At 72.4% G+C, this 23839-nt stretch carries 18 protein-coding genes; 11 read left to right on the forward strand and 7 right to left on the reverse strand.

Annotation, left to right across the window (positions count from 1 at the left end):
• The first annotated feature begins 88 nt into the window (after nt 1–88).
• Together AC0NH5_RS39180 and AC0NH5_RS39185 are read left to right on the forward strand one after the other, a co-directional pair.
• Nucleotides 89–388 carry a hypothetical protein gene (locus AC0NH5_RS39180; RefSeq protein WP_474412811.1) on the forward strand — a complete coding sequence of 100 codons (300 nt, stop codon included), beginning with the start codon at nt 89–91 and terminating at the stop codon, nt 386–388.
• A 185-nt stretch (nt 389–573) separates the two neighbouring features.
• Complete coding sequence (locus tag AC0NH5_RS39185) at nt 574–3909, forward strand: S8 family serine peptidase (RefSeq protein WP_474412813.1); 3336 nt, start codon at nt 574–576, stop codon at nt 3907–3909.
• 78 nt (nt 3910–3987) lie between these two features.
• Here AC0NH5_RS39185 and AC0NH5_RS39190 read toward each other — a convergent pair whose 3' ends face one another.
• Both AC0NH5_RS39190 and AC0NH5_RS39195 read right to left on the reverse strand, forming a co-directional pair.
• Complete coding sequence (locus AC0NH5_RS39190) at nt 3988–4650, reverse strand: response regulator transcription factor (protein WP_474412867.1); 663 nt, start codon at nt 4648–4650, stop codon at nt 3988–3990.
• 5 nt (nt 4651–4655) lie between these two features.
• On the reverse strand, nt 4656–5897 hold the full coding sequence (locus tag AC0NH5_RS39195) for a sensor histidine kinase (RefSeq protein ID WP_474412815.1): 1242 nt from the start codon (nt 5895–5897) through the stop codon (nt 4656–4658).
• 237 nt (nt 5898–6134) lie between these two features.
• Between AC0NH5_RS39195 and AC0NH5_RS39200 the strand changes: the two genes are divergently transcribed.
• The 4 genes from AC0NH5_RS39200 to AC0NH5_RS39215 all read left to right on the forward strand — a co-directional run bounded on the left by AC0NH5_RS39200 (nt 6135) and on the right by AC0NH5_RS39215 (nt 9936).
• Complete coding sequence (locus AC0NH5_RS39200) at nt 6135–7043, forward strand: ABC transporter ATP-binding protein (RefSeq protein WP_474412817.1); 909 nt, start codon at nt 6135–6137, stop codon at nt 7041–7043.
• Nucleotides 7040–7834: an ABC transporter permease gene (locus tag AC0NH5_RS39205; RefSeq protein ID WP_474412818.1), complete on the forward strand. Its 795-nt coding sequence runs from the start codon at nt 7040–7042 to the stop codon at nt 7832–7834. The genes AC0NH5_RS39200 and AC0NH5_RS39205 overlap by 4 nt, the downstream gene beginning before the upstream one ends.
• Before the next feature lie 115 nt (nt 7835–7949).
• A complete protein-coding gene (locus AC0NH5_RS39210; RefSeq protein ID WP_474412820.1) occupies nt 7950–8630 on the forward strand; it encodes a hypothetical protein in 681 nt (226 codons plus the stop codon).
• 16 nt (nt 8631–8646) lie between these two features.
• Nucleotides 8647–9936, forward strand: a complete 1290-nt coding sequence (locus tag AC0NH5_RS39215; RefSeq protein ID WP_474412822.1) for a copper amine oxidase — start codon at nt 8647–8649, stop codon at nt 9934–9936.
• 38 nt (nt 9937–9974) lie between these two features.
• Here the strand turns inward: AC0NH5_RS39215 and AC0NH5_RS39220 are convergent, their stop codons facing one another.
• The 3 genes from AC0NH5_RS39220 to AC0NH5_RS39230 all read right to left on the reverse strand — a co-directional run bounded on the left by AC0NH5_RS39220 (nt 9975) and on the right by AC0NH5_RS39230 (nt 14627).
• Nucleotides 9975–12731, reverse strand: coding sequence for a transglycosylase domain-containing protein (locus AC0NH5_RS39220; protein ID WP_474412824.1), 2757 nt, complete (start codon nt 12729–12731; stop codon nt 9975–9977).
• Between the two features lie 82 nt (nt 12732–12813).
• Entirely contained in the window at nt 12814–13737 is a 924-nt protein-coding gene (murQ, locus tag AC0NH5_RS39225) for an N-acetylmuramic acid 6-phosphate etherase (protein ID WP_474412826.1), read from the reverse strand.
• Nucleotides 13734–14627 carry a MurR/RpiR family transcriptional regulator gene (locus AC0NH5_RS39230; protein ID WP_474412828.1) on the reverse strand — a complete coding sequence of 298 codons (894 nt, stop codon included), beginning with the start codon at nt 14625–14627 and terminating at the stop codon, nt 13734–13736. Before AC0NH5_RS39230 ends, murQ begins: the two co-directional genes overlap by 4 nt.
• 36 nt (nt 14628–14663) lie before the next feature.
• On the opposite strand from AC0NH5_RS39230, the gene AC0NH5_RS39235 reads away from it, so the two are divergent.
• The gene (locus AC0NH5_RS39235) at nt 14664–15620 is read left to right on the forward strand and encodes a BadF/BadG/BcrA/BcrD ATPase family protein (RefSeq protein ID WP_474412830.1); all 957 of its coding nucleotides are present in this window, start codon (nt 14664–14666) and stop codon (nt 15618–15620) included.
• A 62-nt stretch (nt 15621–15682) separates the two neighbouring features.
• On the opposite strand, the gene AC0NH5_RS39240 is transcribed toward AC0NH5_RS39235, so the two are convergent.
• Nucleotides 15683–16945 carry an exo-beta-N-acetylmuramidase NamZ family protein gene (locus AC0NH5_RS39240; RefSeq protein WP_474412832.1) on the reverse strand — a complete coding sequence of 421 codons (1263 nt, stop codon included), beginning with the start codon at nt 16943–16945 and terminating at the stop codon, nt 15683–15685.
• Nucleotides 16942–18657, reverse strand: a complete 1716-nt coding sequence (locus AC0NH5_RS39245; RefSeq protein WP_474412833.1) for a glycoside hydrolase family 3 protein — start codon at nt 18655–18657, stop codon at nt 16942–16944. Before AC0NH5_RS39245 ends, AC0NH5_RS39240 begins: the two co-directional genes overlap by 4 nt.
• A 109-nt stretch (nt 18658–18766) precedes the next feature.
• Here AC0NH5_RS39245 and AC0NH5_RS39250 point away from each other — a divergent pair, with 109 nt between their 5' ends.
• From AC0NH5_RS39250 to AC0NH5_RS39265, 4 genes are read left to right on the forward strand one after another with little or no spacing between them, the layout of a single operon-like run.
• Nucleotides 18767–20512: a serine hydrolase domain-containing protein gene (locus tag AC0NH5_RS39250; protein WP_474412835.1), complete on the forward strand. Its 1746-nt coding sequence runs from the start codon at nt 18767–18769 to the stop codon at nt 20510–20512.
• Between the two features lie 16 nt (nt 20513–20528).
• Nucleotides 20529–21932 (forward strand): N-acetylglucosamine/diacetylchitobiose ABC transporter substrate-binding protein, encoded by a 1404-nt coding sequence (ngcE, locus tag AC0NH5_RS39255; RefSeq protein WP_474412837.1) that lies wholly within the window; start codon nt 20529–20531, stop codon nt 21930–21932.
• Nucleotide 21933: 1 nt separating this feature from the next.
• On the forward strand, nt 21934–22839 hold the full coding sequence (locus tag AC0NH5_RS39260; protein ID WP_474412839.1) for a carbohydrate ABC transporter permease: 906 nt from the start codon (nt 21934–21936) through the stop codon (nt 22837–22839).
• Nucleotides 22836–23726: a carbohydrate ABC transporter permease gene (locus AC0NH5_RS39265; protein WP_474412841.1), complete on the forward strand. Its 891-nt coding sequence runs from the start codon at nt 22836–22838 to the stop codon at nt 23724–23726. Before AC0NH5_RS39260 ends, AC0NH5_RS39265 begins: the two co-directional genes overlap by 4 nt.
• Nucleotides 23727–23839: the final 113 nt, after the last annotated feature.

Here is a 23839-nt window from a genome sequence, read left to right on the forward strand (position 1 = left end):
TGGGCGGGAGGATTGATCCCGTCCATCCGGATGCGGTACCTTGTCCCGATACGGCGAACGTTGCAAGCATTCTTGGAGGATCATTTAAATGAGTTACTCCTCTCCTGGAAAAGATCGCGATGCGCAGTCGATCGGGAGCAAGCCGGTGCAGGACGGCGAATGGTTTCTCGCCATGTTGTTCCTGGCCGTTCCCTCATTTTTCCTGAGAACCTCCCCCGGTGTCGTGGGGAGTTCCGTCTGGACCGCGGTGGGCGCGGTCGGCCTCCTGCTCCTGGCTTATCTTCTGATGCGCCTGCGTCGTCTCGGATCCGCTTCGAAGACCTGGCCCATAATCGTCACCGTGGCGGCCGTGATCATGGTTATCAGCGCCATCATCGCCTGGCGATGACCGCCCTGCCGACCGGCACCCGTCGTAAGGTCGCCCGCCGCAAGTCACCACCTCTCTCGCCGCGTGTCCGTCGCGTGCAGAGGGGCTCCGCCGATCGCTGTCGATGAGGAGATCACCCCGTGCAGGAGCAGAGCCGTGGTCGGCGCAGGGCCGGCGGTGCCGGAGCGAGACGTGGGTCGCGGCTGGTGACGACCGTGGCGCTCGTCGCCGCGGTCACGGCGTCGAGCGCGGCACACGCGACGACAGCGCCGGTCGCGCCCGCGCCGCCGGTGTCCCCGGCGGCCTCGCGGTCACATCCGCTGACGGTGACCCTGGTGACCGGCGACCGTGTCACCCTGCCCGCGGCCGGTGCGACCACCGCCGCGGTCGAGCCGGCCGCGGGGCGGGAACGCATGACGTTCGCGACGTCCGTGGTGCGGGGGCATCTGATGGTGATCCCCGCCGACGCGGGTGCACTCGTCCAGACCGACAAGGTGGACCGCAGGCTCTTCGACGTCACCGCACTGATCGAGTCGGGTCACTCCGACGCCGCGCGATCGTCGGTCCCGCTCATCCTGCGTCACCGGTCGGCCGGATCGGCGGGAGAGACGAGACGGACGGTGACGGCTGCCGGGGCCCGGGTGGACCGTGACCTGCCGGCAATTCGCGGTGTCGCGGTGACCGCCGGGAAGGACACCGTGACCCGGTTGTGGGACGCCGTCACCGCGGAATCCCGGGCGGGCCGGCCGGACACCACCGGCGGGGTGGCGAAGATCTGGCTGGACGGGATGCGACGCCCCCTGCTCGACAGCAGCGTGTCGCAGATCGGGGCGCCCGCGGCCTGGCAGTCCGGCTTCACCGGTAAGGGCATGTCGGTCGCCGTCCTGGACACCGGGGTCGACACCACGCATCAGGACCTCGCCGGCCGGGTCGTCTGGAAGAACTTCACGACCGAGGAGGGTGACGACCGCGACGGCCACGGCACGCACGTGGCCTCGACGATCGCCGGCACCGGAGCGGCCTCGGCGGGCAAGTACAAGGGTGTGGCACCGGAGGCCACCGTGCTGGCGGGCAAGGTGTGCTCGGTGCAGCGCTGCGCCGACTCCAGCGTTCTCGCCGGGATGCACTGGGCCGCGGTCGAGCAACGCGCTCGCGTGGTCAACGTGAGCCTCGGTGAGCGTGACCTCCCGGGCCTCGACCCGCTCGAAGAGGCGATCAACACGCTCACCGCGCAGACCGGGGCCCTGTTCGTGGTGGCGGCGGGGAACTCGGGCCCGGACGCCGCCACCATCGACTCCCCGGGCAGCGCCGCCGCCGCTCTCACCGTCGGGGCGGTCGACGACGACGCGGCTGTCGCCGACTTCTCCGGCACCGGGCCGGCCGTGAGCGACGGGTCGATCAAGCCGGACCTCACCGCACCCGGCGTGGGCATCGTCGCGGCCCGGGCGGCCGGCACCGAACTGAGTGAGCCCGCTCCCGACTTCCCCGAGTCCTATGTGCGGGCGGACGGCACGTCGATGGCCACCCCGCACGTCGCCGGTGCCGCGATCCTGTTGGCACAGGCCCGTCCGGACTGGACCGCGCCGCAGCTGAAAGCGGCGTTGATGGCGACCGCCGACCGGACCGGCTCGGCCACCGTGCTGCGCCAGGGCGCCGGCCGGGTCAACGTGGCCCGCGTGCTGGCCGAACCTCTGACCGCGGACCCGCCGTCGCTCTCCTTCGGCGTCGCGCGCTGGCCACACTCCGACGATGTCCCGCTCTCCCGGGTGGTCACCCTCCGCAACTCCGGCGACGCCGACCTGACGCTCGACCTGGGGCTGTCGCTGACCGCCGGCGCAGAGCCGGCGCCGGAGGGCGTGTTCACGCTGAGCGCCCGGCGCATCGACGTCCCGGCGGGAGGCACGGCGAGCGTCACCGTCACGGCCGACACCCGCGGCGACCTTCCCGATGTGCTGTACAGCGGCTGGCTGACCGCGACCGGCGGCCCGGCGTCGATCGCCGTCCCGGTGGCCGTGGACAGGGAGCCGGAGCGTTACAGCCTGACGTTGCGTCACATCGGGCTCGACGGCAAGCCCGCGAGCTCCTACCTGAGCCAGGTCTACCAGCCCGAGGGCGACGTGCTGCTCCTGCCGTACGACCCGAGCGGCACGGTGACCCTGCGCATCCCGAAGGGCCGGTACACCACCGGCAGCCACATCGACACGTCGGCCGGGGGCGACGGTTCCCAGCAGGCGATGCTCTTCCAGCCGCTGCTGGACATCGACGCCGACACGACGGTCACCTTCGACGCGCGCACCGCGGCCACGGTCACCCAGCGGGTTCCCCGTGCCTCGGCCGAGGCCGTCACGGCGGCCGTCACCGTGTCGACCAGGGTCGACGGGCACGAGATCTCCTACGGAACAGTCCAGCCCGGCTTCGGCGGACTGCGCGTCGGCCGGGTGGGACCGGCCCCGTCGAGCGGGCCCCTCGCCGGCTTCGTCGGCAGCAACTGGGTCGAGCGCGGCTCCGGCGATCGCGGTGTCCGCAGCCCGTACGCCTATCACCTCGCCGAACACGTCGCCGGTGACCGGCTGCTGGCCGGTCACACCCGAAGCTTCACGACGGCGGAGCTGGCAGCGCAGTCGCAGCGGGTGCACAACCACGTCGCCGGGCAGGCGGCGAACCAGCTGTTCGAGGCGATCGACGACGGCGGCAGGTCACTGTCAGCCGGATCGGTCGCCGTCGCGGCGCCCGGCGTGCGAACCAACTACTACAGCACCACCCCCGGCATTCGCTGGGGCGTCTCCACAACGATCGGCACACCGAACGAGTGGGGAGACATCGACGGATCCTGGCTGGTCGGGCCCGTGCGGTCCTATCGTCCCGGCAGCCGGTCGTCCGAGGAGTGGGGCGGGGCGCCGTTCGGGCCGGTCTTCAACGGGCCCGCTCCGTGGTTCTCCCGGCAGGGTGACGAGCTGGTCGCGAACATTCCGGCGGTCGGTGACGTCTCCGGCCACGCCGGCGTGGACACGACCAGGCCGGTGACCACCAAGCTGTACCGCGGCGGCGAGCTGGTGGCCGAGAGCGACGCGACCGTCGTCAGTGCCGCGGAGCTGCCGGCGCGCCGCGCGGTCTACCGGGTGGAGCAGACCGCCGGCGCCGGCGCCGGCCCGTTCGCGACCCGGGTGGACGCGGTCTTCACCTTCGCCTCGGCGCGGCCGCCGACCGAGGCTCAGGTGCTCATCCCGGTCTTCACCGTCCGGTACACGCCCCGGCTGGACCGCGACGGCGTGGCCGGTGCCGGACGGGAGCTGGCCGTCCCACTGCTCGCCCAGGACCAGACCGGCAAGCCGGTGGCCGTGCGCGACCTGTCCTTCGAGGTGTCGTACGACGACGGCAAGACCTGGCGGAAGACCCCGGTCCGAGCGAAGGGCCCGGGTTCTCTCGCCGTGGTCACGCACCCCCGCGGGAGCGGCTTCGTGTCGGTGCGCATCCACGCCGCCGACGCCGCGGGGACGTCGGTCACCCAGACGGTCATCCGCGCCTACCGGTACAGCGCCTAGTTCTGGCTCGCGGATCACGCCGGGTCACGCCCCGCTCCGCGTGATCCGCGAGCCCCGGGCGCCTGTGCGCGCCGTCGGTCAGAGCAGTCCCGCGTCGTGGACCAGCAGGGCGATCTGCACGCGGTTGGTGAGTCCCGCCTTGGTGAGGATCTTCGAGACGCATGCCTTGACGGTGGCGACGCTGACGAACAGTTCGGCCGCGATCTGGGCGTTGGGCCAGCCCCGGCCGACGGCCACCGCCACCTCCCGCTCCCGGTCGGTGAGGGTGTCCATCGCCTGCTCGGCGTGCTGCCGGCGGGTGTCGGCCGGATCCGCGGTGACGTAGGTGATCAGTCGCCGGGTCACCGCCGGGGACAGGGTCGCCTCGCCGGCGGCCACCTGCCGGACGGCCTGGACGATCTTCGCGGGCGGGGTGTCCTTCAGGACGAACCCGGCCGCCCCCGCCCGCAGCGCCCGCAGCACGTACTCGTCGGCGTTGAAGGTCGTCAGCATCAGCACCTGGGGGGTGTGCGGCGCGGTGCGGTGCAGTGCCTCGATGGCGGTCAGGCCGTCCATCCGAGGCATGCGGATGTCCATCAGCACCACGTCGGGCCGGTGTGCGGCGACCGCCTCGGCCACCTCGCTGCCGTCGGACGCCTCGGCCACGACCCGGATGTCCGGCATCCCTTCGAGGATCATGGATAGTCCGGCACGGACCAGGGGATCGTCGTCGGCGATGAGGACACGAATCGTCTCGGTCATCTCGGTCACCCCGACCACGGTAGCCAGGCCCGAAGGCGGAAGTCACCGTCGGGGGCCTGTCCGTGCTCGAGCCGGCCGTGGATCAGGTCGACCCGCTCGGCGAGCCCGATCAGGCCGACGCCGGCGCCGGGGATCGGCACCGGCGTGCCGACCGGCCGGCGGTTGCGGATCTCGACGGTGACACCGTCGCCGGGGACGCCCGCGACGGTGACGGTCACCTGCGCCCCGGGAGCGTGCTTGCGGGCATTGGTGAGGCCCTCCTGGACGATGCGGTAGACAGTCCGCCCGATTGCCGCGTTGACCTGCGCCGTCTCGCTGATCCCCAGGCACAGCTCCACCCGCATCCCGGCTTCCCGGACCTCGGTGATCAGGGTGGGCAGATCCACCATGGTCGGCTGCGGGCGCTGTGGCGCGTCCTCGTTGTCGGCCTCCCGCAGCACGCCGATCACCGCCCGCAGTTCCTCCAGCGCGGTGTGCGCGTTCTCCCTGATCACCCCGGCGGCCCGGGCGATCTGCTCGGCCGGCGCGTCGGGGCGGAACTCCAGTGCCCCGGCGTGCAGACTCAACAGGGACATGCGATGCGCGAGCACGTCGTGCATCTCCTGGGCGATGCGGGTGCGTTCCCGCTCGCGGGCCTGCTCCATCCGCATCCGCTGTTCGGACTCCGCCCGGTGGGCCCGGTCCCGCAGGGACAGCATCAGCTGGCGGCGGGCCCGGATGAACATCCCCCACGCGAGCAGGCACACCCCGAAGATCAGATTGAGTACGGCGCTGCTTCCCGCGTCCATGCCGGCGTCCGGGCGCATCAGGCCGAGCGCCGCGCCCGCGCCCACGAACGCGGCACACAGGGCGACGGCGACCAGCAGGCGGCGGTGCACCGCCACCGTCAGCAACAGCACCACCTCGGCGGCGAAGACCGTCGTGGACAGCGTGGACAGCACGATCAGCGCCGAGGACAGGGCCACCGGCCAGCGGCGGCGCACCCACAGCGCGCCCGTGGCGAGCAACCCGGCCAGCAGGTCCAGCGGCATCAGCCAGGCCGGACGGAGTGCGCCGGCACCGGGCACCAAGCCGTCCTGCTGATGACCGGGGTCGGCGGCGGCCATCGCCACGAAGATCAACGAAGCCAGGAAGCACAGGCTGTCGACGATCCAGTCGCGGGTGGAGCGGCGTACCGGGCCGCCTTCGGCGGCCGTGAGGTCGCTGGGCAGCAACCAGGGATGATCGGGAACGAGGGAGGTGGCCACCCGGGATCCTGGCGGGAGCGGGGTCGTGCCGACCGAAGGCCCGGAGTCGCTCACGGGGCCACCCTAGGCGATGCGGCTGGCCGGCATGTGCCGCCGAAGGTCTATCCGGCAGGCTACCTAAGGCTATTTCCGGTGGTCGCAGGTCGAGAGATGCGGTGTCCGAACTAGACGGCGGAGCCCGCGGGGTCGCCCGGCGGCCGCTGCGGGACGGGCCCGCCGACCGGCAGGCTTCTCAGCGTGATCGACGTTCGGAACCTCAGCAAGCGTTACGGTGGGCACACCGCCGTCGACGATGTCTCGTTCACGTGTGCGCCCGGAACCGTCACCGGCTTCCTCGGTCCCAACGGGGCCGGCAAGTCCACCACGATGCGGATGATCTGCGGGATCTCCGTGCCGTCGGCCGGCAGTGCGAGCATCGACGGCGTTGCCTATCGAGACCTGCCGAATCCCGGCCGGCACGTCGGTGTCCTGCTCGACGCCTCGGCCCAGCACCCGGGGCGCACCGGCCGGGAGACCTTGACCCTGACCGCGTTGACGCTGGGCGTCGACCGGGCCACCGTGCCCGACGCCCTGCGCCGGGTCGGGCTGGACGGTGCCGCAGCCCGCAAGCGTGTCCGGGCGTACTCCCTGGGCATGCGTCAACGACTCGGCCTCGCCCAGGCGTTCCTGGGCGATCCCCGGGTCCTGATCCTGGACGAGCCGGCCAACGGGCTCGATCCGGAGGGCATCTTCTGGATGCGGCGCCTGCTGCGGGACTTCGCCGAGCGCGGCGGCACGGTGCTGCTCTCCTCCCATCTGCTGCGCGAGGTCGAGGCGGTCGCCGACCGGCTGATCGTCATCAACGGTGGCCGCATCGTGGCCGCCGGCGCCACGCGCGACCTGCTGGCCGACGGCGACAGCCAGGTGCGCGCCAACGATCCGGCGGCGATGCGTGCCGCCCTGCTGCGTGCCGGCGTCGCCTTCACCGATGCCACCGACGGCGGACTGGTGGTGAAGGCGCCGGCCGAGTCCATCGCCCGGCTGGCCGGCGACGCCGGTGTCCTCATCACCGAGCTGCGGCCGTCCTCCGGCGGGCTGGAGCACCTGTTCCTCAACCTCACCTCCGCCGACGCCGCCGTCCCCGACGTTCAGGGAGCCGACCGATGAGCAGTGCCACGCCCACCGCACCCACCGCGGGGGCCGCCCTCGCGGCATCCCGCCCGCAGCCGCCGTCGCTCGGCCGGCTCACCCTCGTCGAGCTGCGCAAGCTGACCGACACCAGATCCGGGGCCTGGTTGCTGGCCAGCGTCGTGCTGGTCGCCGCGGCCGCGGTGACGCTCACCCTGATGGCCGGTGACGGGCAGCGGACGTACGCGGATCTGGTCTGGGTGACAGCCGTGCCGACCACGCTGCTGCTGCCGGTGCTGGGCATCCTCGCGATGACCAGCGAGTGGTCGCAGCGCACCATTCTGACCACCTTCACCCTGGTTCCGCGCCGGCAGCGGCTCATCGCGGCCAAGACGGCCGCGGGTGCGATCGTCGGGGTCGGCGCGGCCGCCGCCTGCCTGGTCGCTGCCGCGGTGGGCGGGTTCGTCGGCGACATCACCGGCGGCGCCGAGGTGACCTGGGCCGTGCCGGGTCATCTCCCGGCCAACCTGGTGCTGCTCCACCTGGTCAACATGCTGCTGGGGATGGCCTTCGGGGCGCTGCTGCTCAACACCCCGCTGGCGATCATCCTGTATTTCATCATCCCGTTCGCCTGGTCCGTGACCACCGAGGCCGTCGGAGGGCTCCAGGCGTCCGCCCAGTGGCTGGACCTCGATCTCACGACGCTGCCACTCACCGAAGGGGCGCTGTCGGGCGGGCAGTGGGCGCGCTTCGTCGTCTCCGTCGCCGTGTGGGTGGGTGTGCCGCTGGCCATCGGTTGTGCGCGCATCGCGCGACGGGAAGCGAGCTGAGCCGGACCACGCGCGGCCGGTCCGGCAGGAACAGATTTTCCGACGGGGAGGAACGAGGACAGTGAATCAATATCGACGATGGGGATGGGGCCTCGGCATCGCGACGGCATCCGCCGTGACCGCCTTCGGGCTCGCCTCGTGGCAGGCGAACGCCGCACCGACGACACCGACGGCCACGTCGGGTGCGGCGGTTGAGCAACCCCGGGTGTCCCAGCCGTCCCCGGTTCCGGAGGCGGCGACCGGGGCCGGCCTCGATCCGCTGACCGGCACCGAGGTCGGCCGGGCTCGCACTGTGGCCCTCACCCCGGAGCTCGCGTCCGGCGCCGAGGACGTGAGCGGCGCCGCGGGACCGGAGTACCTCTCCGCGGAGCTGAAGACCGACACCGGCGGCCGCAAGGCCGAGCTGTACTACTACGACTACCGGACGGACAAGCTGATCAAGCAGGTCGTCGATCTCGCGGCCGGCCGGCTCGTCAAGTCGTACTCCGCCGCGGGGATGCAGCCGCCGGCGTCGGCCCGCGAGGCGAAGGCAGCTCTCGATCTCCTGGTCGCCGACCCGCTCAGCGCCGGGTTCAAGCAGGCGTACCGCCAGGCAACCGGCACGGAGCTGAGCGGCACAGCGGATCTCGTCCCGACCGCGCACATCTACACGGCGAAGACACCCGGCCAGAACGCCGGCCAGTGCGGCCGCAGCCGCTGCGTCCAGCTGATCGTGAAGACCGCGGACGGCCACTACATCAACGTCATCGATCTCATCGTCGACCTCTCCGGGCGCACTGTCGTCCGGCTCCAGTGAGTGAGGACAGCACAGCATGACGTATCGAAGGACCGCTGGGGCCGTCGCACTCCTGATGTTGTCGGCTCTGTGGGGCGCGGCCGTGCCCTCGGTGGCCCGCGCCGCGCCGGTGCCGGGCTGCGGCGCCTCGGCCTCGGTCAAGGAGACCCTGCCGAACGGCACCACGTGGCAGCTCTGCTGGCGCATCCACGACAAGGCCGGACTCGTGCTGGAGCGCGTGGTCGTCTCCACGAAACGCTATCCCGAGCCGGTGCAGGTGCTGGAGTCGATCAGGCTCGCGCAGCTGCACGTCCCTTACGACACCGGTGACGCCGAGTTCAACGATCTCACCGCCATCGGGCTCGGCGGCTTCAGCACGGAGACCCTCGGCGGCGACGACTGCAAGGGCGGCTCGGTCCGGGTCGGCTCCGACGGCGCCCTGACGCCGACGCGGCGCGAGGTCCTCTGTGTCAGCGCCGAGGCCTCCGGGCTGGCCTACCGGGCGCACGACGACGAGGTGGACGACACCGGGCAGCAGGTCGGCACGCTCTACTCCAAGCAGGGGCATGACCTGGTGCTGCGCACCGTCAGCAAACTGAGCTGGTACGAGTACGTCACCGAGTACCGGCTGCACGACGACGGGCAGATCTCGGCGCGCCTGGGCGCGACGGGTGACCTGGCGCCGGGCGCGTACTCCGACGCCGCCCACGGGTGGCCGATCGGCGCGGGCGACCACGACCACGCCAACATGCACTATCACAACGCGTTCTGGCGGGTGGACTTCAACATCGGCGGCAAGGGCGGCGAGCGGGTCGAGCAGTACGACACCGCGACGGCCGGGGCCGGCGACGTGAACACCAAGCTGGAGACCACGCGCACCACGATCGCCCGGGAGGGCACCTTCGCCAAGGCGAACGAGCGGTGGTGGCGGCTGGTCAGCCCGGCGAGCCGGAACACCGACGGGCATCAGCGTTCCTACGAGCTGGCCACGGGCGCGGACGACCGGTACGAGGGGAGCGCCACGACGAAACCCGACGTGACCTTCACCCAGAAGAACCTGTGCGAGAAGTGGGCCAGCGACAACGCCGCGGACCCGGAGTGCCCGCTGGACAGCCGGACCATCCTCGACTTCGTCAGGAACCGGGAGACGCTGACCGATCCGGTGATGTGGGTGCGTGTCGGTTACCACCATGTGCCGCGTGACGAGGACCAGAGCCCGATGCCGATGCACTGGCAGGGATTCGACCTGGTGCCCCGGGACTTCACCGCGATGAACCCGCTCACGCCGCCCGGCCGCGCGGACCAGAACGGCGACACCGGGGACTGATCGTGAGCCACGGGCGGCGACCCCCCGCCGCCCGTGGCTCACCAGCCGAGGTAGGTGCGGGTCAGCGCGGCGACCTGCTCGGCGACCGTGATGCCGTCCTGCCGGCTCTGGTGGCCGTAGGAGAGGACCGCCAGCAGGACGTCGGTGTCGTCGTCGCTGACCCGGCCGGTGCTGTTGACGATCCAGCGGTGCCCGTCGGACTCCCGCGCCAGCCAGCCGTTCTTGACCGAGACCCGTTCGCCGGCGAAGGCGGCGGCGCTGACGCCCCAGTTCTGGTCCGCGTTGACCGACGACATGAGCTGCAGCATCAGGTCCCGGTTGGCCTCGGTCAGCGGGCTGCCCGGCTCGGTGAGGGCGGCCAGCATCCGGACCTGGTCGTCGGCCGTGGTGGTGGACAGGCCGGAGGACCCGGCGGGGCTGGTCTCGCGCAGACCGAGCCGCTGGACCGCCTCCCGCAGCCCGTCGGCGCCGCCGACATCGGTGTAGAGGCGCTTCGCCGCGGGGTTGTCGCTGGCCCGGATCATCTTGGTGGCGCGGTTCTTCTCCGCCTTGGTCAGCTGCCGGTTCTCGTCCTGGGCGCGCAGCAGCAGCGCGGCCAGGATCGGCACCTTGATGATGCTCGCGGTGCGGAACGACCGGTCGCCGCGGTAGTCGTAGCGCTGTCCGGTCCGGCGGTCGCTGACCGAGACCGCGAAGTCGGGCACGCCGGAGGCGTACTCGTCGAGCGCCTTCGTCAGCCGGGCGACCCGCTCCGCGTGGGTGCCGACCGCCTTGCCGGGGTCGACCAGGTCACCCTTCTGCGGCCCGGGATAGACCACGTCGCGCACCGGTTTGACGTCCCGCGGCAGGGTTTCGAGGTCGGTGGCCCGACTCTCGCCGATCCGGGCGGCTTCGGGCAGCCTGCGCGCGGGTTCGTCCGGCAGTGCGGTGCCGAGGAACTGCCGCCACATCCGGTACGGCATCCCGTCGCCGTTGATGGATCTGCCGTCGGCCTGCCGGATGGGTCCCGGTTTCTCGCGGCCCACCCAGGTGACGGCGGCCAGCCCCGGCGTCCAGCCGGCCGTCCACGCGTCGGACGAGTCGGTGGTGTCGGCCCACTGCTGGGACCCGGTCTTCGCGGCCGCCTGGATGCCGGGAACCGATCCCTCGTGCTCGACGACCTGCGCCAGCACCGCGCCGACGTCCGCGGCGGTGCCCTCGGACAGGACCTGCTCGGCCCGCACCTCGTGTTCGTGCAGGACCGCTCCGCCGGCCGTGGTGACCGACCCGACGAAGTGCCGTTCCGCCCGGCGCCCGCCGCCGGCCAGCGCGGCGTAGACGCCTGCCATGTCGGCCGGGGCGACCGGGTACCGGCCCAGGGCGATGTCCGCGCGGGTGCGGCCGGGTTCCGGTTCGCCCGCCACGTCGACGAGGGTGTCCCGCTTGCCGTACTTCTTCGGCACACCGAGCCGATGCGCGACCTCGCGGACCGCGTCCGGGCCGATCTGTTCGGTCAGCGCGTAGAACGGTGTGTTGAGCGAGTGCACCATCGCGGTGTTCAGCGAGCAGATCGGGCACTGCAGGTTGCCCTGGTTGTAGAGGGGCGCGCCGCCGCGGTCCGGGAACTGGCGGGGCGAGGTGCCGTTGAACAGCGACCCGAAGCCGATGCCGCGTTCCTCACCGGCGGCGAGGACCAGTGGCTTGAAGGTCGAGGCGGGTGGGCGGGCCGCGAGCGCGTCGTCGAAGTAGCCACGGCCGCGGTCGCCGCCGTAGTAGGCGCGTACGCCCCCGTCCTGCGGGTCGACGGCCACCAGCGCGGCCCGCAGTTCCTTCGGCTGCCCGCTCAGGGCGCCGGCGACGCTGTTCATGGCGGCCTGTTGCGCGCCGGCGTCGATCGTGGTGGTGATGTGCAGGCCGCCGACGCGGACCTGCTGGCGGCTGATGCCCAGTTCGTTGAGCTCGTCCTCGACGCGGTCCGCGATCAGCCCGAGCGGGCCGCCGACGGTGCTGGAGGTGACCGACTCGGCGGCGACGACCGGGTACGGCGTGCGCGCGGCGGCGCCGTCCGGGAGCCAGCCCTGGTCGCTCATCGCCTGGAGGATCCACTTCCACCGGTCCTGCGCCCACTCCAGGTCGACCGCCGGGTCGCCCTGCGTCGGGTCCTTCACCATGGCCGCGAGCACGGCGCCCTGTGCGGCGTCCAGCCGGTCCACGGAGGTGCCGAAGAAGGCCCGGGCGGCGGCCTCGATGCCGTACGCGCCACGCCCGAAGTAGATGGTGTTGAGATACCGCTCGAGGATCTCGTCCTTGCTGTACCGGTCCTCCACCTTCAGTGCGAGGGCGGCCTCCCGGGCCTTGCGGCTGACCGTCCGCTCCTGGGTCAGATAGGCGTTGCGCACGTACTGCTGGGTGATCGTGGACGCGCCCTGGGCGTCGTCGTGCACCACGTTCGACCAGAGCGCGCGGACCAGCCCCCGGACCGAGACCCCGCCGTGGTCGTAGAACCCCCGGTCCTCGGCGGCCAGGAACGCGCGCCGGACCGGGAGCGGCACCCGGTCCAGGCTCACGTCGGTGCGGTCGGTCAGCCCGATCCGGGCGAGGACCGTCGTGCCGTCGCGGTAATAGAGCACCGAGGCCTGGGTGGGGCCGATCTGCGGCGGCAGGTCGACGCTCGCGACGTACCCGGAGGCGGCGACGAGCAGGACCAGGGTGAGCGCGGTCAGGCCCGCGACGGTGCGCCGGCACCAGCGTGGCAGCCGGCGCCACCCGGCCGAGACCGTCGTCAGCAGCCGGCGCCGCACAGTTTCAGGCGTCATCGGAGTCCCTCGCGATTCGTGGCGGTGGCACCGCCTCTTTCGCTAGTGACGTATCGAGGAGCCCGATTTGTTGCCGATCGCGCTAAAAACTACGGACTGTGCCGTCAAGCAGACGCAGCGCCCGAAAGACGTGCCCCTCGGTCACAGCGAGGGCACGCCCCGCAGTGTCCGCGCCGGCGCCGGAGATCAGCGTCACCACGGCGAGTTTGGCGTCGCCGCCGGCCTCCAGCAGTGCCTCCCGGCAGCGTTCCACGCCGGCTCCGGTGGCCTCGGCGAGGATCCGCAGCTGCCGGTCGCGCAGCTTGGCGTTGCTGGCCAGCATGTCGGTCATCAGGTTGGAGTAGGTGCGGCCCAGGCGCACCATGGTCGCCGTCGAGAACGCGTTGAGCACCAGCTTCTGCGCGGTGCCGGCCTTCATCCGGGTGGAGCCGGTGACCACTTCCGGCCCGGTGTCCGGCGCCACGTGCACGTCCACGTCGGCGGCGATCGGCGACGCCGGGTTCGCCGAGACCAGCACGGTGCAGGCGCCGCGGGCGCGTGCCGCGGCCAGCGCGGCCCGGACGTACGGGGTGCGCCCGCTCGCGGTCACCCCCACGGCGACGTCCCCCGACTCGACGCCGGCGGCCGCCGCCGCCCCGGCCTCCTGGTCGTCCTCGGCCGCCTCGGACGGTCCGGTGAGCGCCGGCGGCCCGCCCGCGATGTGCGCCACCACCCGGCCGGGCTCCAGGCCGAACGTCGGGATCAGCTCCGCCGCGTCCAGCACCGCGATCCGCCCGGAGGTGCCGGCGCCGAAGTAGTGCACCCGGTGCCCGTCGCTGAGCGCCGTCACTGCCAGTTCGACCGCGGCGGCCAGCTCGGGCAGCACGCCGGCGACCGCGAGCGGCACCCGGCTGTCCTCGGCGTTGATCAGGCGCAGCAGTTCCAAGCTGGACATCCGGTCGATCGAGGCGCTGTCCGGGTTGCGCTGCTCGGTCCGCGACAGCGGCGCCTCGTCCACCGGCCTCACCCGCGGCTCCGGTCCGTGCCGAGCCGGCGCCCGCGCACCGCGGCGTAGGTCGCGTCGAGAGCGGTCCGGGTCTGCGGGTAGGTGCGCTGGGCGACCCCGACGAACACGCAGTCGATGACGGTCAGCTGGGCCAGCCGGCTGGCCATCGCCCCGGAGCGGAACGTGGTCTCCCGGGCCGCGGTGGTCAGCACCAGGTCGGCGATCCGGGTGATCGGCGACTTGGGGAAGTTCGTCAACGCGACCGTCCGCGCCCCGTGCCGCCCCGCCTCGGCGAAGGCGTCGATGGTGTCGCTGGTGGTGCCGGTGTGCGAGATGCCGAACGCGACGTCCCGCTCGTCCAGCAGCGCCGCGCTGGTCAGCGCCACGTGGGTGTCGCTCCACGCGTACGCCACGCGGCCGATCCGGTGCAGCTTGTGCTGGAAGTCGTTGGCCACGAACGCGCTCGCGCCGACGCCGTAGATGTCCACCCGCCGGGCTGCGGCCACCAGGGCGACCACCTGCTCCAGCACCGTGATGTCGATCTGCGCGGCGGTCTCCTCGACCGCCCGGGCGTCCGCGAAGGCGATCTTGCGGACCACCTGGGTCAGATCGTCTTCCTCGCTGATGTCGCTGCCCACCGGCGCGTCGTCGACGGTGGCGTCGTGGAAGGCCCGGCCGGCCTCGGTCGCCAGGGTCAGCCGCAGCGCGGAGTAGCCGCCGAAGCCCATCGCCCGGCAGAACCGGATCACCGTGGCCTCGCTGGAGCCGGCCCGCTCGGCCAGGTCGCTGATCGTCAGCCGGGACGCGGTGGCCGCCTCGTCGATGACCACCCGGGCCACCCGTTGCTCGGCCGGCGACAGTGAGGGCAGCAGCCCGCGGGCGCGCACCACCGTCTCAGATGAGCCTGTCATCAAGGAGTCCCTCTGGTCGTCGGTTACGGTCGGCGGATGACGATGGTGGTGGGCGTCGATGCCGGCGCCACGACCACGCGGTGTGTGGTCGCGACCCTCGACGGCACGGTGGCCGGCCGGGGCGTGGCCGGCGGCGCCAACCGCAACAGCAGTGGCGGCGAGGTGGGCGCGGCCCTGGGTGCGGCGCTCGCCGAGGCACTGGACGGGCTGGACCGCACCGAGGTGCGGCTCGGCGTCCTGGGTGCGGCGGGATCGGCCGGGGCTGGTCGTGCGGCGTTCCGCGAGGCTGCGGCCGACGCCTGGCAGCGTGCCGGGCTGACCGGCGCGGTGGTCACGGTGACCGACCTGGAGGTGGCTTACGCGGCCGGCACGCCGGATCCGGACGGCGTGTTGCTGCTCGCCGGGACCGGCGCCCTGGCCGCCCGGTTCGCCGGCGGCGAGCTGGTGCGGCGCTGCGACGGGTACGGCTGGCTGCTGGGCGACGAGGGCTCCGCGGTGTGGATCGGTGTCCGTGCGCTGCGTGCCGCGCTGGCCGCCCTGGACGGCCGGGGCGAGCCGACCACCCTGGTGGAGGTCGCGCGCGAGCACTTCCGAACCGCGCCGGACGACGTCGCGCAGGCGCTGGTCGCGGCCGCGTTCGCCGTCCCGCCCGCCGCGCTGGGCCGGCTGGCTCCCGCGGTGGGTGCCGCCGCCGAGGCCGGTGACCCGGTGGCCGCCCGGATCTGCGCGGCCGCCGCCGATCGTCTGCTGCACACCCTCGACAGCGTCGGGCCGCCACCCGGCGCTGTCGTGGTGCTGGCCGGCTCGGTGCTGCTCGCATCCGGGCCGGTCGGACGGGCGGTGCGCGCCGGGCTGAGGACGCGCACCTCCGTCGGGCCCCGCCCGGCGCTCGACGGCGCCGGCGGGGCCGCTGCCCTGGCAGTCGCCCGGCTCACCGGCGTCCCCGTGTCGCCGGTGATGCACGCGCGGCTGACCGGCAGTCCCGTGTGGTGACTCGGGGTTCGCAGTGAACCCCCGATCATCACGGGGGGACTGCCCCCCGGGGCGGGCAGCGCTCATGTGCCGATCCGGGAGTAGAGCAGGTGGGGCCGGCGCTGTCGCTCGAACGCCGCCAGCTCGGCGGACCACGCCCCGGTCACCTCGTCGGCCGTCGCCCCCGCGTCGATCATCGTGCGCAGCCGCGACGACCCGGTGAGCAGGTCGATGAAGTGCCGGCTGCCGTCCAGCCGCCAGGCGAACGCCGCTTCTTTGCGGGCCTCGACCAGCATGCCGACCGCCGTGCGGATCGGGTCGAACACGGCCTGCTCGGTCACCTTCACCTCGATCCCGGCGCACAGCCGGCCGGCGAACTTGCCGAAGGTGGGCGTGAAGTAGGCCTCGCGGAACTCGGCGCCGGGCAGGTCCAGCGCCACCACCCGGTCGCACCAGCGGTAGTCGAAGTCGGGCCCGCCGATCAGCTCGAACGGCCGGGTGGTCCCGCGGCCCTCGGACAGCGACGCCACGCCCTCGAACATCCCGGTGCCCGGATAGACCACCGCGGTCTCCGGGGTGGGCATGTTCGGGCTGGGCAGCACCCACGGCAGGTCGGTGTCGCCGGCCCGCAGCCGCCCGGCCCAGCCGGTGCACCGGATCACCTCGAGCCGCACCTGGCCGGACAGGAACTCGCCGTTGTAGAACCGGGCCAGTTCGCCGACCGTCATGCCGTGCTGCTGCACGATGGCGAGCCGGCCCACGCCGGAGGTGAAGCCGTCGGTCATCATCGGGCCGTACGCCCGGCCGCCGATCGGGTTGGGCCGGTCCAGCACCACGTAGCGCAGGCCGAGCCGGGCGGCCGCGGCCATCGAGTCGTACAGCGTGTAGATGTAGGTGTAGAACCGGGCGCCGACGTCCTGGATGTCGAAGACCACGGTGCGCACGCCGGATGCGGTGAACATCTGGTCCCACTTGCCGGCCGTCGCGAGATAGGCGTCGTACACCGTCAGCCCGGTGCGGGCGTCGATGCCGGTGCCCTCGCTGCCGCCGGCCTGGGCCGACCCGCGGAAGCCGTGCTCCGGCCCGAAGACGCCGCCGATGGTCACCCCGTCGGCGTGCATCCGGTCCACCAGGTGCCGGTAGGAGCGGTCCACGGCGGTCGGGTTGGAGACCACCCCGACCCGCTCGCCCTCGACGACGTCCCAGCCGGTGGCGGCGAGCCGGTCCATCCCGGTGCGCACCGGCACGCGGGGGAGCAGGCCGGGTTTCGCGGCCGCCGCTTGTCCGGGGAGCCCGGCGGCGGCCGCCCCGGCTGCCCCGGCCACCAGCAGGCCGCGCCGTTTCACCGGACCCGCCAGGTCAGCCCGTGGCCGTACGGGTACCGCCCGGGGATCTCCACCGGCAGCTTTCCCCGCGGCGGCACGGCGCCGGTCAGCACCCGGGCGAGGGATTCCATGGCGACTCCGGTGTAGCTGTAGGTGGCCAGGTACGTGCTGACGCCCGGCAGCGACACGATGTCGTACGGGTTGCGCACGGCCACCACCACGACCGGTTTCCCGGTGTCGAGCAGCGCCGCCACCAGGGCCTGTTGCTTGGCGTCAGTGGCATTGTGGGTGAGCACGACGGTGAGATCCGCGGATTCGGCAGCGGTCACCACTTCGGCGACCTTCGCGTCGTCCGGCGCGTTGGCGGGCAGCGGTGTGCCGCCCAGCGCCGCCGCCAGCACGGCCACGGTGTCGTGGGTGCTGGAGTTCCATCCGGTGACCAGCACCGATCTGCCCGCGCCGGACCAGGGCAGCAGGCCGGCGTCGTTGCGGATCGCGGTCACCGTGCGGTCGGTGACGGATCTGGCGACCCGCAGGTGCGCGGCCGACCCGACCGTGCGCTCGGCCGCCGCCGGGTCGGCCGGTCCACGGGTCAGCAGGCCGCGCCGCTGCTTCATGGTCAGGATCCGGCGCACCGACTCGTCGATGCGGGCCTCGGTGAGCTCGCCGGCGGCCACCGCGCGCAGCACGGCGTCGAAGGCCACCGGCAGGTCCGGCGGCATCAGCAGCATGTCGACGCCGGCCTTGAGGGCGAGCACCGGCACCCGGTCGTCGCCGTACTTCTGGCGCACCCCGGCCATCTCCAGGGAGTCGGTGACGATCACGCCGCGGTAGCCCAGCTCGCCGCGGAGCAGCCCGGTGATGATCGGTTTCGACAGGGTGGCCGGATCGCCGGCCGGGTCGAGCGCCGGGACCACGATGTGCGCGCTCATGACGGTGTCCGCGCCGGCCGCGATCGCGGCGCGGAACGGCGGCGCGTCGACGCGGTCCCACTCCGCGCGGGTGTGCGTGATCACCGGCAGTCCGGTGTGGCTGTCGGTGGCGGTGTCGCCGTGCCCGGGGAAGTGCTTGGCGGACGCCGAGATGCCGGCGCCGAGCTGGAGCCCGGCGATCTGGCTCGCGGTGAGCGCGGCGGCCAGGCCGGGGTCGCTGCCGAACGAGCGCACCCCGATCACCGGGTTGGCCGGGTTGACGTTGACGTCGGCCACCGGGGCCCAGGCCTGGTTGATCCCGACCGCCCGCAGCTCGGCGCCGGTGACCTGCCCGGCACGGAAGGCGTCGACGGGGCTGCGGCCGGCGCCGAGCGCCATCCCGCCGGGGAACCGGGTGGCCGGCGCCGGCATCCGGCTGACCACGCCGTGTTCCTGGTCGGTGGAGATGGTGAGCGGCACCGCCGCGGCGGCCTGCAGCCCGTTGTTGAGCGTGGCGATCTGGCGCGGGTTCTGCAGGCTGTTGGTCCAGGCGAAGTGGACGACCCCGCCGAGGTGGTATTTCGCGACCACCTCGGCGGGGGTGTCCACCCTGAAGAGGCGGCGGTTGACCGCGGCGTCGGCGGCCGACGGGGCGGTCGCGTCGGCGCCGTACGCATACGTGGTGAAGAGCTGGCCGACCTTCTGCGGCAGCGTCATCCGGGCGAGCAGGGTGTCGATCGGGGAGGATGCGGCGCTCGGGGCAGCCGGGATGGTCACTCCCAGGGCGATGAGAGCGAGGAAGGCCACCGTACGCGTTCGCATGGTGCCCGAAGGTAGCCGTGTCACGGTGCGATGGCAATAAGCTTCACGACCCTTGCATGTCGCGAAGGAAACATTCATTCTCGACTGATCGGCGGATAGAGAGGCGTTGATGACCAGGTTGTGGTGGATGGTCGCGCTCGGTGTGACGGCTTGTCTCGTCGCGGGTGCGCCGGCGTCGGCTGCCGTGCCGGTGCCCGTGGTGGGGCCGGCCGACATCCGGTTCCGGCACGACGTGCTGCGCGCCGGTGACCCGCGCCAGGCCGGCCTGCTCCCCGGCCCGGTCGCGGCGATGCCCAGCCTGGCCTCGGCATATCTGGCGCCCACCCCCGACCACCCCGGCCGGCCGGCCTACGCGGGTGCCACCGTGCTCGCCGCCCGCCACGGCGTCGTGGTGTCGCGGTTCGCGGTCGGCGACGCGGTCCGCTACGCCGCCGGGCCCGGCGGGATCGCCGAGCTGCCGCCGCAGCAGCGCGTCCCGGCCCGCACCGACACGCTGTGGGACCTCGCCTCCATCTCCAAGCTCTTCACCACCATCGTGGTTCTCCAGCAGGCCGAGGCCGGCCGGCTGGATCTGGACGCGCCGGTCGCGGACTCGGTCCCGGAGTTCGCGGCCGGCGGCAAGCAGGCGGTGACGGCCCGGCACCTGCTCACCCACACCTCCGGGCTGCCCGCGTTCCGGCCGTTCCACAGCAGCCATCCCACGCCCGCGACGCGGCTCGCCGCCGCCCTGGCCACACCGGTCACCGACGGCACCACGCCCGGCCGGCAGTACACCTATTCCGACATCGGGCTGATCGCCCTCGGCGTGCTGGTCGAGCGGGTCACCGGCAAGCCGCTGGCGGACGCGGTCGCCGACGGCGTCACCGGCCCGCTGCGGATGCGCGACACCGGCTACCGGCCGGACCCGCGGCGGCTCGACCGGATCGCCGCCACCGAATATCAGCCCGCGGTGAACCGTGGCGTGGTGCGGGGCGAGGTGCACGACGAGAACGCCTGGGCGCTGGGCGGCGTCGCCGGGCACGCCGGGATCTTCTCCACCGCCGATGACCTGGCATTGCTGTGCCAGACGCTGCTGAACGGCGGCTCCTACCGGGGCGTGCGCATCCTCAGCGCGCGGACGGTCCGGCAGGCACTGGCCGACTACAACGCCGACCTGCTCCCGCAGCAGCCGGACAGCTCCCGCGGCCTCGGCTTCGAGCTGGCCAAACACGTCTACATGGACGGCATGACCTCGCCGGTCACGTTCGGGCACACCGGATTCACCGGCACGTCCGTCGTGATCGACCCGTTGGAGCAGTCGTTCCTGATCCTGCTGAGCAACCGGGTGCATCCCGACCGGTCGTGGGCGAGCATCCACGTCGCACGGCGCGCTCTGGCGCGTACCTTCGCCGCCGCCCACCGGATCCCCGCACCTGCCGGCGGCGGGTCACCCTGGCGGACCGAGACGCGCGACAGCGCGATCATGACGTTGACCGCGCCGCTGCGGCGCGCGGCGGGCGAGCGGGCGCAAGCTCGATTCCTGCTGTGGTACGACACTGAGCCCGGATTCGACACGGTGCTGGTCGAGTCGTCGGCGGACGGTGTGGCCTGGGCGCCCGTCCCGATGCTGCTCAGCGCCGGCCGCGAGCCGGTGACCAGCGGCGGGACGCTCACCGGCTTCGGCGGCCGGCACTGGTGGCGGGTCACCGCGGACGTCCCGCCCGGCACCGGCCGGCTGCGCGTCAGCTATCGCACCGACGCCGCCTCGCAGGGCCGCGGCGTCCTGCTCGACCGGCTCCGGGTGACCGAGCCCGGAGCGATCCTCCTCGACGGCGCGTCCAGCTTCGCCGCCGACGGCTGGAACCGTGACGACTGACAGGCGGGAGCCGACGATGGGAAACCGGATCAGCCGGCGCGGGCTGCTCCAGGGCGCGGCGGGCGCCGCCGCCGCGAGCACGCTGACCGGGTGTGCGCTGGGCGGCGGCGACGACGCGACCGAGGGCGCCGAGGGCGAGGCCAGCGCGGAGAACCCGCTCGGCGTGAAGCCGGACGCGCCGCTCGAGGTGGTCATCTTCAACGGCGGCTTCGGCGAGGAGTACGCGAAGGCGCACCAGGCGATGTACGTGCAGCGGCACCCGAAGGCGGAGATCAAGCACTCGGCCACCCAGCAGATCGCCGAGACGCTGCAGCCGCGCTTCGTGGCCGGCGACCCGCCGGACGTGGTGAACAACTCCGGCGGCAGCCAGATCGACTTCAACGGGCTGGTCTCCCAGCACGCGCTGACCGACCTCGGTGAGCTGCTCGACGCCCCGAGTCTGGACGACCCGGCGACGAAGGTCCGGGACACCCTGCTGCCCGGCATCGTGGACGTCGGCTCGTACGACGGCAAGTTCATGGCTCTCAACTACGCCTATTCCGCGTACGGCATCTGGTACTCGGAAAAGCTGTTCGAGGCGAGGGGCTGGGCGTACCCGAAGACCTGGGACCAGATGATCGCGCTCTGCAAGCAGATCAAGGCGGCCGGCATCGCGCCCTGGACCTATCCGGGCAAGCACGCCCGCTACATGAGCTGGCCGATCCTGGCCGCCGCCGGGAAGTCGGGCGGCCTCGGCGTGATCACGGCGATCGACAACCTGGAACCGAACGCCTGGAAGCACGAGGCGGTGCGCGCCGCCGCCGAGGCCTACTACCAGCTCGCCGTGGACGGCTATCTGCAGCCGGGCGCCGAGGGCATGGACCACATCCAGTCGCAGACCGAGTGGTGCCGGGGCAACGCCGCCTTCCTGTCCTGCGGCTCCTGGCTGGAGAACGAGCAGAAATCGGTCACCCCGCCGGACTTCCGGATGGCCGTCGCGCCCACGCCCGCGCTCTCCACCGGCGAGGCGATGCCGTTCGAGGCGTTCCGGGGCACCGGCAGTGAGCCGTTCATCGTGCCGGCCAAGGCCAAGAACGTCCGTGGCGGCCTGGAATACCTGCGGGTCATGCTGTCGCGGCAGGGCGCCGCCGACTTCACCCGCAAGGTCAGCAGCCTCACCTGTGTGCGGGGCGCCGCGCAGGGCGTCGAGCTGGGGCCGGGTCTCACGTCGGTCACCCGGCTGATCGACGCCTCGAACGGCGGTGCGTTCACCTGGCTGTACTCGTCGTACTACCGCAAACTCGAACGTGAGCGGGTGAACGCGGCCACCGCCGACCTGTTCGCCCGGCGGATCACCGCGGCCCAGTGGTGCGACAAGGTGCAGCAGTCCGCCGACGAGTTCGCCCGGGATCCCGCGGTCAAGAAATACAAGCGGGCCTGACGTGCGCGGCAAGCGGCTGTTCATCGCCGTCTTCCTGATACCGCCGCTGCTGCTCTACGGCGTCTTCGTCGTCTCGCCGTACGCGCAGGTGTTCCCGATCGCCGGGACGAACTGGACGGGCCTGTCGCCGTCCTACGAGTTCGTCGGCACCGACAACTTCCGGCGGCTGCTCGCCGACGGCTACTTCTGGAACGCCCTGCGCCACAACGGGCTGCTGCTCCTGCTGCTCCCGGCGGCCACCATCCTGCTCGGCCTGTTCTTCGCCTCGATGATCAGCGTCGGCGGCCGGGCCGGCCGGGCCGGCGTGCACGGCGTCCGCGGGGCCGGGTTCTACCGCGTCGTCTACTTCTTCCCGCAGGTGCTGTCGGTGGCGATCATCGGGGTGCTCTGGAAGGAGATGTACGCGCCGCACACCGGCATGATCAACGGTGCGTTGCGGGCGGTGGGGCTGGACGCTCTGGCGGTGGCGTGGCTGGGTGACCCGCGGTTCGCGTTCTGGTGCGTGCTCGGCGTGCTGATCTGGATGAACGTGGGTTTCTACGTGGTCCTGTTCAGCGCGGCCATGCAGTCGATCCCGCGCGATCTTTACGAGGCGGCGCTGCTCGACGGGGCGAGCCGCGGCACCACGCTGGTCCGGATCACGGTGCCGCTGGTGTGGGACACCATCCAGGTGGCCTGGGTCTATCTGGCCATCATCGCGATCGACGGGTTCGCGGTCGTGCAGATCATCACCGACGGCGGGCCGGGCTCGTCGTCCGACGTCGTCGGCCTGCGGCTCTACCGGACCGCCTTCGCCGACGGCCAGTTCGGGTACGCGTCGGCCATCGGCGTGGCGATGTTCTTCCTGACGCTGACGGTGGCCGTGATGTTCCTGCGGGTCACCCGCCGCGATCGGGTGGAGTTGTGACGGCGGTCCTCACCCGGTCCCCGGACCGGCAGCAGGCGCCGGCGCCTGCTGCACCCGGCCGGGTGGTGCCGGCCCTGTCCCACGCGTTCCTGGCCGTCTGGGCGCTGCTCACCACGGTGCCGCTGGCCTGGGCGGTGCTCAGCTCGTTCAAGAGCGACAACGAGATCCTCACCGACCCTTGGGGCCTGCCCGCGGAGCTGCGCTGGGAGAACTGGGGCCGCGCCTGGAACGAGGCGCACATCGGGCGATACTTTCTGAACAGCGCCGTCGTGGTGACCGGCGCGCTCGCGCTCACCATGCTGCTCGGCGCCATGGCGGCGTACGTGCTGGCCCGATACCAATTCCGCGGCAGCCGGATCGTCTACTTCGCCTTCGTCGGCGGCATGATGTTCCCGGTCTTCCTGGCCCTGGTGCCGCTCTTCTTCGTGGTGCGCGACCTGGGCCTGCTCGGCACCCTGCCCGGCCTGACGCTGGTGTACGCGGCGTACTCGCTGCCGTTCACGGTGTTCTTCCTGACCGCGTTCTTCCGCACCCTGCCCGGTTCGGTCGCCGAGGCCGCGATGGTCGACGGGTGCGGGCACTTCGGGCTGTTCTTCCGGGTGATGCTGCCGATGGCCCGGCCGGGGCTGGTCAGCGTCGGCATCTTCAACTTCCTGTTCCAGTGGAACCAGTACGTCCTGCCCATCGTGCTCATGCAGGGCGAGGGCGCGCAGCGCCGGTGGGTGCTGGCGCAGGGGCTCACCGCGCTGGCGGTCAACGAGGGCTATAGGGGCGACTTCAGCGGGCTGTTCGCGGGGATGACGATCGCGATGCTGCCGGTCCTCGCCGGTTATCTGGTGTTCCACCGGCAGGTGCAGAGCGGGCTGGCCGCGGGACAGCTCCGGTGACCGGGCCGGGCGGCGAAGTTCAAGCGGCGCGGCCGGCGCCGCTGAGGGGACCGGCTGTCAGCCGAACGGGGTACGACGTCACCCGCAACGTGGTCGCCGACCGTTGCCGCGAG

The sequence above is a fragment of the Actinoplanes sp. 13 genome (genome assembly GCF_056134165.1).